Origin of the sequence: Synechococcus sp. UW179B (assembly GCF_900474245.1) — a bacterium.
Taxonomy (GTDB): Bacteria; Cyanobacteriota; Cyanobacteriia; order PCC-6307; family Cyanobiaceae; genus Synechococcus_C.
Genome location: NZ_UCNZ01000023.1, coordinates 1 through 12,750 on the forward strand (window position 1 = coordinate 1; position 12,750 = coordinate 12,750).

The following is a 12,750-nucleotide window of genomic DNA, read 5'->3' on the forward strand; positions in this document are numbered from 1 at the left end:
ATAAACGAGCGAGCTAGGCCGTCTCTTCCATCCGGGAGGGGCGGCCTCTCCGTTTCTGATTGCTTTTTCGTTTCCGTTTCACGACAAGTCTTGATGTCAGAGCTTGGCTTGAGCCATACCAAGGGCATCGAGGATTTCTGATGAGCCCAAACTTGATTCAAGCTGCTGGTATCGGCAGTTTTCTAGCGGCTATTTCTGCCGTGTTCATAACGGCCGTGTTTGTCGTTGGCTGAGGGCAGAGGCCTGCTCGCTCCCCCTGCCTGTGCAGCCTTGCGGCATCGGCCTGTGGCTGCTCACGCTTGAGTTGCGCTGTCATCGTTGAAGTGCATTGAGATTGTGCTTTCTAGGGTTAGTCAGCTCGATCTTTGCTTTACAGTCATCATGATGACGACTGACCTCCATGACTTGGGAATACACGCAATTGCGTTTTGTTCCGAAAGGAAAGTCGTGGACTGGAGAAATTGAAGAGCTTTGGCTTGATGAAAAGCAGCTGATTTCTCGAAGGAACCCACAGCATGATGTCACTTTGGTGGGGCTGATGAATGAGCTTGGACAGCAGGGGTGGGAATTGATTACCTATGCCCAGCCATTCACGGGTTACCACGGCGGTTGTTACACATTTAAGCGTCAAACATGATTATCAGTCGCATGTGATTCGGGGTCAATCATCCATAATCTGATTGAGTTTGTGTCTACGTTGAGTGTGGAAGTACGTCGTCTGATGCTCATTAAATTGGCTTGAAATATCGGGCTAAATCGTTGATTTTAGTCGCTTTTGAGTTCCTGATAGGTGAGTGCTGGACTGTTTTTTAGCCGATTGTTTGTTTGTTTGTTGGCTGGCAATGTGATCGCGTTTGTTAATGGGAGAATGGCCCTTTCAGGTCGATGCCCCATGACGTCATGGCACAACATGGCCCGTTGGTCGTTGCTTGTGGTTGTATGCACTCTCCCAGGGCGTGCTCTCGCCTTGGAGTCGGTGAGGTATCGCTGCGGCCCGCTTGGTGAGGTAAGTGTTGATCGTTCCAAGGAAAATCCAACAAAGGCGGTCGTTGTTTATGGGAATCAACGTTGGCCAGGCACCCTGAGTGGTGGATCGATGACGTTTTTTAGCCCGACCCGTCAAACGCCTGAGAGTCCTTGGATGAACTTTGGCCGCAACGGCGCTTGGCTATACACCAATTACGTTGGAACTGCCGGTTGGAGTGAGTTTTGGGCAGAGGATGCCTCAACCTACCGGCGCAATCATCCAGACTTCCTTGAATCGAGTTGTGTGATGCTGAGTTCTTAAACGGTGTACCGCGTGGTTGGTCAATCAGTGTCCAACAGAAAAGCTTTCGCTTGATGTCAATGCGCTGGTCTTGTTGACCAGCCGTTTCTAATTTCAGGACAGTGAGCGTCTGGATTGGCGTTTGATGCCTTCTCCCAAGCCGAGACGCATCGTGCCGAGTCGTTCGTTAGAGCGATTTGTCGGCAGATGGTTGGTTTCTATTCCCGTGGCTTTAGCTCCGGCCTGGCTTTCTGCAGAATTGTTCCGCCTTCCGGCTGGAAGGGTGTGTGCAGCCATGAATCGGTCGTTGCAAGAGCAAGTTTCAGGCCCTGAGGCAACGCGCTTGCAACAGAACTGTCGTGAGGCCATTGATGAGAGCGTCAATTTTTGGCTTCTCTGGTTGATTTGGGCCCTTTTGATTCGGGCGAGCTATCGCTACTGGCCCTTATTGGTGGCGATGGTGGTTGAAGGTGAAAAACATGACTTCTAGGTCACTTCTTTAGGCTTTTCATCTTTTGATTCGTAGATGTGATGGATGAGGCTTTTTAAACATCTTCAAATATGTTGTCTCGATGCAAGCTTGGGTTCAGAGTTGACCCTTTGAGAACACTTTTTGGCCAGTTCGCTTCTCTGAGGCATCGCTTTTTTTTTTACTTAAATGGCCATCGCAACCCCTCGATGGCAGCTCTATTCGCTATTGGGTATGTGGGCTCTCGAGCATTCAGGCCTTCCTCGCCTATGAATCGATTACCTTTAGGGTTGATCTGATGCCCAAAGGCCCTTCCCCTACATCCTCTGCCTATGGGATGTCCTGGAATGTCGCTCCACCCTAGAAGCATGACGAACAGCACCCCCACGATCCTGATCTGGGTCAATCAATACAAGAAATACCAGCAGCTGATCGAGCAGGGGCTAAGTGATGAAGCCTCTGGCGTGAAAAGAGAAATTGATGAGGCGCTCCCCCTCATTGACTTGACCTGGAAAGACTTAGAACAAGCTGCATCCGATGAGCCCATTCCCTAATTTTGATCCCTGCTTGAGCAGGGAGCTTTAGGGCTCCTCGGCCTCACTGCTTTCCATGAAGTTCTCTGAACTCTTCGAGTTTATCGAGATCTTTTTGTTCATCCACGCTGTAGTCAGTAAGGATCAGAGCTTTCCCAATCGTTCCAAGGACATATTCAATACGGTCGAGATTTTTTCGTCCCTCATCATCTGAACGAGCGGCTCGAATCACTGCAGGCTTCAGTTGATCAGCAAGTTTTTCCATCTCATTGGCAATGAGGAGCGCTTGATCAAGTGGTGTTGTCATGGAGAGTCTGAAAGCCTGCGTGAGTAAGTTTTTTGATTATAAATTAGACTTGCTTGGGTTTTGATGTGAATTCTTTGTTAATTCTTTTGTGAAAATAACATTTACTCAATGTTTTGAGGATCATTGTTGAATCGCCCACTGGCTTGTGCGCCATAATCATCGACCTTCCGACTGTTTTTTAGGCATTTGGGCCCGCAACTCTGCTTTTGAGCGCCAAAAGCAGCCGAGATGCTGTGAGTTTGTTTGTTCAGACTGCCACGATCGCTCACCGTGAGTAAGTTGAGCAAAGACCTGTTCGGAACAGCAGCACAGCACTATGGCGTCATATTCATTTGATGTGGTTTCTGATTTTGACCGCCAGGAGCTGGTCAATACTCTGGATCAAGTCCGCCGGGATGTTGGAAATCGCTATGACCTTAAGGACTCGGGTACTGAGATTGATCTAGCCGAAACGGAAGTGGTTATCACAACAGCCAGTGACATGACATTGCAGGCTGTTGAAGATATCTTGAGGACTAAAGCAACGAAACGTGATCTTTCTTTGAAGATTTTTGACTTTCAGACGCCTGAGGCTGTGGGGGGTAATCGCGTGAAGCAGGTTATTCAATTGCGAAAGGGTCTGAGTCAAGAGTTGGCGAAAAAGCTGAGCAAAATGGTTCGCGATGAATTGAAGAAGGTCACGGTTGCGATTCAAGGGGAAAGTCTTCGTATTACTGGTAAGAGTAAGGACGACCTTCAGGCTGCCATTCAATTAGTAAAAGCAAAAGAAGACGAACTGGATGTTCCTTTACAGTTTGAAAACTACCGCTAGTTCTATTCTGCGATACAAAAGATATATTTGTAATGCGCAAGTATCGATTCTGCTAAGGAACTATTCATTTCTGGTAGACCGCTGATTGGACGACTTTCTTGGACGGGATCGTTATTCTGCTCTTAAGTAAATCAAGTATGTTTAGGTAATCTTTTGGGAAAACTTGTTACTGATCGAGGATATTGTTTGCTAAGTCGAGTCTTTTGTTTCCTCGTGTTTCCCTTGGTCTTGGTTGTCACATTTTAAAATAGTGCGATTCTAATAAATATTGTTGGTTTGGTTTGCCTCTTTCTTGGAGCGAAAGCTTTGATGCAAATGGCGGCCTTTGTGTTAACCTTTAGTGATGCTTAAGGTTTCGCTGTTCGTCGTATTTTTGCCTAGTGATTTCTCTAGATCATTGTCTAGAATATAATTTTTCAACGAATGTCGCATGTCAGGTTCTTACTGGACTGATATTTCTGAGGCTTACGAGATCCTCGACCTTTCACCTATTCTTCCTCCTGCCGGTAATATTAGAAACTACATAAATACATATAAGGGTGGCCAAGACCCTTCGGTAAGTGGCGATTCTGTCATGACGGCTGATGCCTGGACGGATTATCAGCCACCAGCACCTTATCTTAAAAATACAACTCGCTATCTTCAGTTTAATCAGTCTCATTTTATTTCTTCGCCAGGGGTTCCTTTAGGCGAAACTGAATACATCTCTACATCGGATGATCCCAGTAATCCTGAGGGATACACATGGGCTGCGATGTCTTTTGCTCAAAATGCGATGTGGCCGTATTCGTCAGAACAATATTCTGAAATTTCTAGCAAGGGCCCTTTTTATGCAGGTTATTTTACGACGACTCCCCCTGAAGGCGTTATAAAAATTACTAATAATTTTAAGGCTCAGAATATGAAATTCTGGGCTAATCAAAACAATGATCCTAATGCTGCACCTATACAGCGATATCGAATTTATGACTCCAATGGAAATGGATACATCATGCATGCTTCTGGTGTTGAAGATGCCGCACAAGTTGAACAGCAGTTTGATAAGGCTGTATTGCCTGATGGCTGGAGGAAAGAGAAAATTTTTCTGAATAAGGACTATATTTTGCAGCCTGCTTATGGTGAAGGTGGTGAATATGGTACTTATAATTATAATTTGATTCGTGATTCTGCTGATAATACTTATCATCAGTTTAAGTGGGCTGAAAATGGTGTTGGAGTTAATTCTCGCTATGAAAATATGCTTGTTTGGGGAGGTCGTGATGGTGATTTGTTGACTGGTGATCATCTTGGGAATGATGGCAATAGTCCTGGAATGGACCAGATCCATGGTGCTCAAGGTGATGACACGATTAGGGGCGGTTTGTTGGCCGATACTCTATGGGGTGATGCAGGCCACGATCGATTATTTGGAGGAATGGGTGATGATTTCTTATACGGAGGTGAAGGAGATGATCTAATGGTTGGTGGTCCTGGTGACGATTCCTTCTATTTGAGCAATGGCTTGGACTCGATCGAAGATTTTGCTATGGGTGATTTCATCTATATCGACTCTGACAAGTTTGGAGGTCGTTTAGTCATTATGCCGGAGGGCAATGCGGGAACATGGATCTCGACAACTGATTCTGACTTGAGGACTTTTGTGTCCTTTTCTACAGAAAACCCATTGACATTGTCTTCAATAGTTTTAGAGAACTAGCAATTTCTCTGTTTGAATTCAGTTTGTATGATTAATTTTTCAACATACAAAGTCAGCAGCTTGATTGCTGGCTTTGTTTTGTTTCCATGATTGGATTCAATTCTGTGGAGAGCATCTTGCTGCTTGATTCAGGGAGAGCCTGCATGGTGCTCTTTTACTATTAAGTTCAGAAAGGATGTTGCTGTTCTGTGGTTTATGTATCAATCATGCGAGAAATTATTTTTGGGTAGATCTTGTGCAGTCTTTCACATGAATTGCTACCAAGAGCTCTTTGGCTTTTGATTAAGCACCCATTGCCAAAAACTTCCTATGGATTCTTATGCTTAATGAACATTTTTCTTGTGATCTCAGGGGCCAATCGTGCTACTTGCTTGTCGAGATGGCTGGTGGGTGTCGTTAATCATGAATTTGGATGCTCATTCGGTTAGGTCTGGTGTGCCCGTGTCTATGGCTTGCTTTGCGGTGGAGTGAAACGAAGTTGCGTTAGGCCGAAGCCCCTTTCCTAGCCCAATGAATTCCACTATTTTTCATTTGTTTCAAAGCAAGATTAAAAAAGTTGCGTGCCAAGTTGCAATGAAAAGCTATTGTCAACTTTTGGTGACGTGAGAGAATTGTAGATAAATTGTCCGTTTAGGGATGTGAATAGTTTTTTGTCCCCTAAGGGATAGATTTTGATGGTTCCTGAGAAATTGTTGCTCGGAGAAAAGCCATTGATGTAGGCATTTGTGAACTGATTGCTGAGAGACAGGTTGAAGTAGTTGTTAGGAAGCCAGTCGAAACTGATTCGAGCAGTGCTTGCTGGGTAAGTTTTTCCGCAGTCCTTGTCAGCTGTGCAAAATCTTCCTCCCCAGAGGCTCTGGGCCGAAGGTCCTGCTGATACATTGAGAGTTGTGGTATCTGTTGCGATTAGGTCATACCCAAGTCCAATTGAATTAACGAGATTATTTTGGCCGACCTGATTTAGCATGTCGTACTCATAGGAGTTGGATGAATAGGCGCTCAATTTTCCTGAAAAACCATATGAATAACGCAAGTCAACCTGTCCTTGGTTGGTGTCTGTTGACCCTTCTTTTTGATTGGTGCTTTTTGTAAGTCCGTACTCTGTATTTGCTTTGAAGGAGAGAAGATTCTTTTCATCCTTATATTGTGTGATCAGTTGAAATGTGCTGTCGAGGTCGTAATCACGATCTGTATTTGTTCCTGTTATTCCAGCTGAGAGGCTTCCTGTCCAGTGCTTTTTTTTTGGCTTGCTTTTCAGGGCAGCGGATTTGATTTGCAGTTTGCCTAAGCTTGGATGATCAATTACGGTCACATTATCAGTGCTTTCGCTCTTAACTAATTTTCCTTGAATTTTGTCACCATTGCTCAGAATCAGTGTAATAGTTTCTGCAAGGCTGCTGCGCATGCTGGTATCGAGCATTAGCAATGCTGTTGCATTGAAAGCTATTGAGAAGCTAGCGGCCTGTCTCAAAATAGAGATTAGGCTTGATCCCTGTATTTTCATGCGATCTTAAATGGAGAGGTTGATTTGAGCTCCTGTTGCCCAAACTGTTGGACGAGATCCTATCCCAGAAGGGTTGACGATCCATTGCATGAGTGGCTGTATTTGCAGGCTTTCTGAGATTTGAATCTTGTAGTTGAGTTCTATGACCCCTTCGTAGCTTTGGTTTGGGTTAACGCTTTGACTGAAACCACTTCGGTTAAATCCTAGTGCCAGTATATCCAAGGGTCTTCCAGGCAGAATGCCTTGGCTGAGCAGTCCTCCAGCGGTATAGCTGATTAATGGGTTGTTGTTTGGATTTAAACTGAGGCTGCTGGATATCCAGATTTTGCTTTCGTTGCCGATGGGTAGGGATAATGGCCATGTGATCGTTCCATAAATCCCACGGTTTGTGCCATCGCCTAAATTCCTATCAGTGTTGATGTTTAAGTCAGTGGCTGCAATATAGCCGCCTAATTGAATGAGCGGATCGGGTAAATTTTGTTTTGATTCTGTCCTTGTCTGTTGTGGATTGGCTAATGGATTGAGCGACCACTGGAAAACTTGAAGAGTTCCTTCCAGCTCCGGTGTTAACGGAGTAACCCCAAGTGAGGTTGCGATTTGATGTGTCTTGTTTAAGTTGTAGTATGCGTAATCGACGCTCCCTAACTGTTTGTGATGCAAGCCTATTTGCATGCCTGTTGCGACAAGTGGCGTGGCTGGAAGGCCGGTTATCGATAAGTTATAGGGTGTGGTTAAGGTGTAATTTGTGTAGTAATCGAGGGCTGGTATTTCCATTACATTGTTTCCCTTTGAAATCAGGCCAGCATTCATGCTCCAGTCGATCTCGTTTTCCCCTTCTATTCGTTCTAATGATGCTCGTGTGATCCATGTTCCTGTTGGATTGACTAGGCTTTGCAGTGGATAATGGGTCCCTAATTCTTCATTGAGTTTTGAATTGCCTGTGAACTGACTCAGTTCGAGCTGAATTCGCCAGTGATCCAAAGATGTCCAGTCGCTTCGATTTTTGTTCAGGCCAGTGCCGAGGGTGAGTCCTGCCGCAACTTGTTGCATCCAACTGCTGGCTGAAGGCTCCAGTCCTCCTGCAATTCCCACCACCGGTTGGGCGGTGAAATCCAGAGTTAAATCAACCCAAGCAGGTTGTGGTTGAGATGTTTCCGTTTCGTTTGCGTGTGCTTCAGTCATCAAAAGACCAAAGCTCAGCATCGCATTCGCGATACCTAGAGCCGTGATCTTCACTTGATTCAGGCGATTGCAGCGAAGCTTTCTCGGAATGCCTTGATGGTCGCGTCGATGTCTTCATCGGAGTGGGCAAGAGACGTGAAGCCCGCTTCAAACGCCGACGGTGCAAGGTAAACACCGCGTTGCAGCATCGCTCGGTGCAGCTGTCCAAACCGTACGGAATCGGTTGTTTTCGCTTCTTCGAAATTGCGAACTGGACCTTCACAGAGGAAGAAACCAAACATGGCGCCAACGCTGCCCCCGGTGATCGGAAGCCCTGCCTCATGGCCCGCATCGAGGATTCCTTGAATCAAGCGTTCCGTTGTTGCAGTCAGTTTCTCGTAACTTCCTGGCTGCTTGAGCAACTCGAGTGTTTTGATTCCAGCCGTCATCGCTAATGGATTGCCGCTCAGCGTCCCTGCTTGATACATAGGACCAGCTGGAGCCACCATCTCCATGATGTCTTTGCGACCGCCATAGGCCCCAACGGGCAAACCTCCACCAATCACTTTCCCCATCGTTGTGAGATCTGGAGTCACTCCAAAATGAGCTTGAGCTCCTCCGTAGCTGATACGGAAACCAGTCATCACTTCATCAAAGACTAGAAGTGCGCCGTTTTCTTTGGTGAGTTCTCGCAACCCCTCCAAAAATCCTGGCTCAGGTTGGATGAACCCAGCATTGCCAACAATTGGCTCAAGAATCACGCCGGCAATGGCGTCGGGGTTTTCAGCGAAGAGCTGTTTGACCGACTCCAAATCGTTGTAGGGAGCTGTCAGCGTGTTGGCTGTGGTGCTCCGTGGTACTCCGGGGGAGTCGGGTAGGCCGAGCGTTGCCACACCGGAACCAGCCTTGACAAGGAACATGTCCGCATGGCCGTGGTAACAGCCCTCGAACTTGATGATCTTGTCGCGCCCAGTGAACGCGCGAATCAAGCGCAGCATCGACATGCAGGCCTCGGTGCCGCTGTTCACAAAGCGCACCATTTCCACGCTGGGGACGGCTTCAATCACCATCTCCGCAAGGGTGTTTTCTAAGGCGCAGGGAGCACCAAAACTTGTGCCTTTCTCAATGGCCTCTTGAAGAGCACTGATGACCTCTGGATGGGCATGACCGCAGATGGCTGGCCCCCAGCTGCCGATGTAATCCACATATTTATTGCCATCGACATCCCAGGCGTAAGGGCCTTTGACCCGATCGAACACGATGGGTTGCCCGCCGACCGACTTGAAGGCGCGCACCGGAGAGCTCACGCCACCAGGCATCAGAGCCTTGGCAGCACTGAAAATGGCCTGGGAGTGGCTGGTGTTCAGAGTGGAAGCAGTCACGGGGACGGGAGCCAATGGGCAATTGCAAACCGTGCAACATCTTGACCCAAGAACGGCCCGATGTGTTTTTTATGTAGTTGAAGCCTAAGAATTGCTGACAAAACTGCCTAGGTTGCTGAAGTTCGGCACGTCATCCGTGAATTACGACTGGCCAGCGCTTGAGCGGGAATTGAGAGGGTTCCTTCCGTCGAAATCAGTCGTCGCAAGGCGCCAGGAATTGTTGTCTTACGACTGTGACGGTCTCACCATGGATCGGCACATGCCGAAGCTTGCGGTGTTGCCAGAAACGGCTGATCAGGTGGCCCAAATCCTGGCCTGTTGCCACCGTCACGGCATTCCCTTTGTGGCTCGAGGGAGTGGTACCGGGCTTTCCGGTGGTGCGTTGGTGGAGCAAGACGCGCTGTTGGTTGTGACCAGCCGCATGCGTCGCATTCTTGATATTGATCTCGCCAATCAGACGATCACGGTGGAGCCCGGTGTGATCAACAGTTGGGTGAGCCGTGCGGTTGTTGGTGATGGCTTTTATTACGCGCCAGATCCCTCCAGTCAGGTGGTGTGCAGCATCGGCGGCAATGTGGCTGAAAATTCTGGTGGCGTGCACTGCTTGAAGTACGGCGTCACCAGCAACCATGTGCTCGCTTTGGATGTTGTGCTGCCGGATGGCACACCCACACGCCTTGGCAGCGCGTTGTGCGATGCGGCTGAACTGGATCTGCGGGGCGTGTTTATTGGAAGTGAGGGCACGCTTGGAATTGCTACGGCGATCACGCTTCGCTTGCTGCATGCCCCGGATGCTGTAGCGGTGTTGCTCGCCGACTTCTCTTCCATGCAGGCGGCTGGAGAGGCTGTGCGCCTGATCACGCGCGCTGGGGTGTTGCCAGCTGGGTTGGAAATCATGGACCAGACCTGCATCAAGGCGGTGAACGAAGCGTTTGGAGAAGAGGAGTATCCGCCGGAGGCTGGAGCGGTTTTATTGATTGAGCTGGATGGCCAGGAACCAGAGGTCAAGCAAGCTGTCACGGTCACCACCGACCTTTGTCGAGAGGCTGGGGCCGGCGCTATCCGGGAAGCCTGGAGTGAAGAGGATCGGGCCCGTCTATGGAAAGGGCGTAAAAGTGCCATTTCAGCGCTTGGCAGGCAATGCCCCAGCTATTACCTCCAGGACGGTGTGGTCCCGCGCACGGCTCTGCCAAGGGTTCTCAAGGCCATTGATCAGCTCAGTGCGGAGCACGGATTGGTGGTGGCGAATGTGTTTCATGCCGGTGATGGCAACCTGCATCCGCTGATCTTGTATCGGGCTTCAGAGCAGGGTGTGAATGAACGGGTGAAAGCCCTCGGAGGCGCGATCATGAACCTTTGCCTGGAGGTCGGCGGCAGCATCAGTGGTGAGCACGGCGTTGGCAGCGATAAACGCTGCTTTCTCGACCAAATGTTCAGCGCTGAAGATCTGGACAGCATGCAATGGGTTCGGCTGGCTTTTGATCCGCTTGGCCGTGCCAATCCCGGAAAAATTTTTCCGACTCCGCAGACCTGTGGCGAGTCGATGCGACGGTCCGTGCAATTGCAGGCAGAAGGACGATCGCTTCCTGAAGAAGCCATTGTCTACTGAAATCAGTCCTCAACCTCTTCGTCGTCCTCCAAGTCCCAGGCCAGGTCAACAATCACAGGTGCATGGTCGCTGGGTTGGAGCCGTCCACGTTCTTGCTTATCGATCGAACAGCTTCGTGCGACGTCCCGAAGGGTTTCATCGAGATAGACGTGATCGATTCGCCAGCCACGGTCTCGGTCCCAAGCACCACTGCGGTAATCCCACCAGCTCCAATGGCCGCTGTTCGGCTCAAACAGACGAAAGGCGTCCTGGAGATCGGGACCTAAGGCTGCTCGCAACGCGTTGCGTTCGCGATCGGAGGCCATGATCCCCCCGGATAAGCGATCGGGATCAGGGAGGTCTCGCGCTTCAAGACCGATGTTGAAATCTCCCACCACGCAGAGCGGTTCATCTCTGGTTTGGATGGCCTTTAGGTAGCGCTCCAGACAGGACAGCCAGGTGAGTTTGTACCTGTATTTGTCCGATTTGAGACTCGATCCATTGGGGACGTACAAATTCACCACGCGAACGCCATCGATCAGAGCGCTGATCACGCGTTTTTGAGCACCAAGTTCCTCGGCTTCGCTGTCGTCCACAAGTTCTGCGCTGAAGCCCATGCGTACATCGTCCAGAGGGGTGCGACTAATCAGCGCAACGCCGTTGTAGGCCTTCTGTCCATGAATCTGAACTTGATAACCCCTCTCGAGAAAAGGCTCTAGCGGGAATTGAGGATCATCCACCTTGGTTTCCTGCAATGCCAGCAGGTCTGCTTCCGAGCGCTCAAGCCAATTCAGAACATGATCCAGTCGGGTTCGCACGGAATTGACATTCCAGCTGGCGATTTGCACGGATGATGCGGCTTCCAAAGGTGACCCTTAGCATCAGGCCGTTATCTGGGAGCTGAGAACGTGCCATCGCTGACCCCGTTCCGACCCCATCTGCTTGGGTTCATCAGTGCTATTTCGCTGGTCACCTGCGTGGATGGTTTGGCTCAGGAAAGCCCGATGAGTAGTGGCTATCAGTCTCCCCAGCAGCGTGACGTGTTCCAGACCGTGCCCGGCCAGAAAAACCAGGAGTCGGTGCTTGATGCCACCAACCCCATGGAATTGATGAATCGGTTGCGTAGGGCGAATGCCATGAATGACGCCACACCTCCTGCCGATGCCATTGATGCGGCCCTTAGGGCTCTGGAGTCGTCCCAGCCAGCGCCTTAGTCGGAGAGGTGGGAGGGATCAGCACGCTTGCACGACGTTTTGCAGTGCTGTCCTCACTGTTTCGGAAGGAATCAAGTTGCCAGCGCACGGCTAACTGATCGAGGGTTTGCTTGTCCTGTTCGCTGCCAGACAGTCTGTTTCGGGCACTGAGCAGGACCTGTTGCGATTGCTGATTCTGTCCCTTGTCTCGATGGAGAAGGGCGAGGGCAAGCAAAGGCTGCATGCTCTTGGGAGACTCTGTGGCGATCAGGCGATAGGTGGCCATGGCTGCGTTGTCTTGTCCGGAGAGACGTTGCAGATCCGCCAGGCGCAATCCAAGCAAGAGTCTTTGACCTTTGGGGGTTTGCTGGAAACGATCGCTTGTCTGTTTCAAAGCGGCGGCCTGACGCTTTGTTCCCACATCCAACAGCAGTTGGAGGTTTTGGACCTCTGGCCGATTGGGCCACAGGGCTTGAAGGGTGATGAGCTCGCGCCTTGCGCCATCGCGATCCCCCCCTTGGAGCTTCCTTTGGGCCAGGAGCAAGCGCCAACGCCAATCTCGTGGATGGGAGAGGGCGAGTCGCTCCAGCCTTTGCTCTGACTCCAGGGCCTGCTGCGCCTTGGCTTTCGGCACCTTGGTCTGCTGGTTCCCCGTTGGATTTTGATTGAGTGACTGGGCTACAAACCAGCCTGTGATCAGGGCCAAAGGAAGTCCCAACCCCATTAACCATCGATTTCGAACCGCCTGTTGTCGGTTAGCGCTGGCCAATCTGCATGGGGAGTGCTGGGACCACTCTGAATCGAATCCCTCGAGCTGGCTAGAGTCGTCACAGGCAAAT

14 protein-coding genes are annotated in these 12,750 nt (G+C 49.7%); 8 read left to right on the forward strand and 6 right to left on the reverse strand.

Annotated features, from left to right (window positions below):
- The first annotated feature begins 400 nt into the window (after positions 1 to 400).
- From DXY38_RS09735 to DXY38_RS09750, 4 genes are all read left to right on the forward strand, one after another.
- Complete coding sequence (locus DXY38_RS09735; RefSeq protein WP_006853444.1) at positions 401 to 637, forward strand: hypothetical protein; 237 nt, start codon at positions 401 to 403, stop codon at positions 635 to 637.
- Positions 638 to 892: 255 nt separating this feature from the next.
- The gene (locus tag DXY38_RS09740; RefSeq protein ID WP_136988107.1) at positions 893 to 1,288 is read left to right on the forward strand and encodes a hypothetical protein; all 396 of its coding nucleotides are present in this window, start codon (positions 893 to 895) and stop codon (positions 1,286 to 1,288) included.
- Between the two features lie 124 nt (positions 1,289 to 1,412).
- Entirely contained in the window at positions 1,413 to 1,757 is a 345-nt protein-coding gene (locus tag DXY38_RS09745; RefSeq protein WP_115071490.1) for a hypothetical protein, read from the forward strand.
- A gap of 347 nt (positions 1,758 to 2,104) precedes the next feature.
- Positions 2,105 to 2,290, forward strand: coding sequence for a hypothetical protein (locus tag DXY38_RS09750; protein WP_244279088.1), 186 nt, complete (start codon positions 2,105 to 2,107; stop codon positions 2,288 to 2,290).
- 43 nt (positions 2,291 to 2,333) lie between these two features.
- Here DXY38_RS09750 and DXY38_RS09755 read toward each other — a convergent pair whose 3' ends face one another.
- A complete protein-coding gene (locus DXY38_RS09755; RefSeq protein WP_115071492.1) occupies positions 2,334 to 2,576 on the reverse strand; it encodes a hypothetical protein in 243 nt (80 codons plus the stop codon).
- Between the two features lie 316 nt (positions 2,577 to 2,892).
- Between DXY38_RS09755 and DXY38_RS09765 the strand changes: the two genes are divergently transcribed.
- Together DXY38_RS09765 and DXY38_RS13500 are read left to right on the forward strand one after the other, a co-directional pair.
- The gene (locus DXY38_RS09765; RefSeq protein ID WP_115071494.1) at positions 2,893 to 3,387 is read left to right on the forward strand and encodes a YajQ family cyclic di-GMP-binding protein; all 495 of its coding nucleotides are present in this window, start codon (positions 2,893 to 2,895) and stop codon (positions 3,385 to 3,387) included.
- A 430-nt stretch (positions 3,388 to 3,817) separates the two neighbouring features.
- A complete protein-coding gene (locus DXY38_RS13500; RefSeq protein WP_136988109.1) occupies positions 3,818 to 5,083 on the forward strand; it encodes a calcium-binding protein in 1,266 nt (421 codons plus the stop codon).
- A gap of 547 nt (positions 5,084 to 5,630) precedes the next feature.
- Here DXY38_RS13500 and DXY38_RS09780 read toward each other — a convergent pair.
- From DXY38_RS09780 to hemL, 3 genes are all read right to left on the reverse strand, one after another.
- Complete coding sequence (locus tag DXY38_RS09780) at positions 5,631 to 6,503, reverse strand: DUF481 domain-containing protein (protein ID WP_244279089.1); 873 nt, start codon at positions 6,501 to 6,503, stop codon at positions 5,631 to 5,633.
- Positions 6,504 to 6,593: 90 nt separating this feature from the next.
- Positions 6,594 to 7,823 (reverse strand): carbohydrate porin, encoded by a 1,230-nt coding sequence (locus tag DXY38_RS09785; RefSeq protein ID WP_244279090.1) that lies wholly within the window; start codon positions 7,821 to 7,823, stop codon positions 6,594 to 6,596.
- A 5-nt stretch (positions 7,824 to 7,828) separates the two neighbouring features.
- Positions 7,829 to 9,130: a glutamate-1-semialdehyde 2,1-aminomutase gene (gene hemL / locus DXY38_RS09790; protein ID WP_115071498.1), complete on the reverse strand. Its 1,302-nt coding sequence runs from the start codon at positions 9,128 to 9,130 to the stop codon at positions 7,829 to 7,831.
- A gap of 136 nt (positions 9,131 to 9,266) precedes the next feature.
- On the opposite strand from hemL, the gene DXY38_RS09795 reads away from it, so the two are divergent.
- The gene (locus DXY38_RS09795) at positions 9,267 to 10,739 is read left to right on the forward strand and encodes an FAD-linked oxidase C-terminal domain-containing protein (RefSeq protein ID WP_115071618.1); all 1,473 of its coding nucleotides are present in this window, start codon (positions 9,267 to 9,269) and stop codon (positions 10,737 to 10,739) included.
- A gap of 2 nt (positions 10,740 to 10,741) precedes the next feature.
- Here DXY38_RS09795 and xth read toward each other — a convergent pair whose 3' ends face one another.
- Entirely contained in the window at positions 10,742 to 11,566 is an 825-nt protein-coding gene (gene xth, locus DXY38_RS09800; RefSeq protein ID WP_115071619.1) for an exodeoxyribonuclease III, read from the reverse strand.
- Positions 11,567 to 11,626: 60 nt separating this feature from the next.
- On the opposite strand from xth, the gene DXY38_RS09805 reads away from it, so the two are divergent.
- A complete protein-coding gene (locus DXY38_RS09805) occupies positions 11,627 to 11,932 on the forward strand; it encodes a hypothetical protein (protein WP_115071499.1) in 306 nt (101 codons plus the stop codon).
- Here DXY38_RS09805 and DXY38_RS09810 read toward each other — a convergent pair.
- Positions 11,898 to 12,680, reverse strand: a complete 783-nt coding sequence (locus tag DXY38_RS09810) for a hypothetical protein (RefSeq protein ID WP_244279091.1) — start codon at positions 12,678 to 12,680, stop codon at positions 11,898 to 11,900. The genes DXY38_RS09805 and DXY38_RS09810 overlap by 35 nt on opposite strands.
- Positions 12,681 to 12,750: the final 70 nt, after the last annotated feature.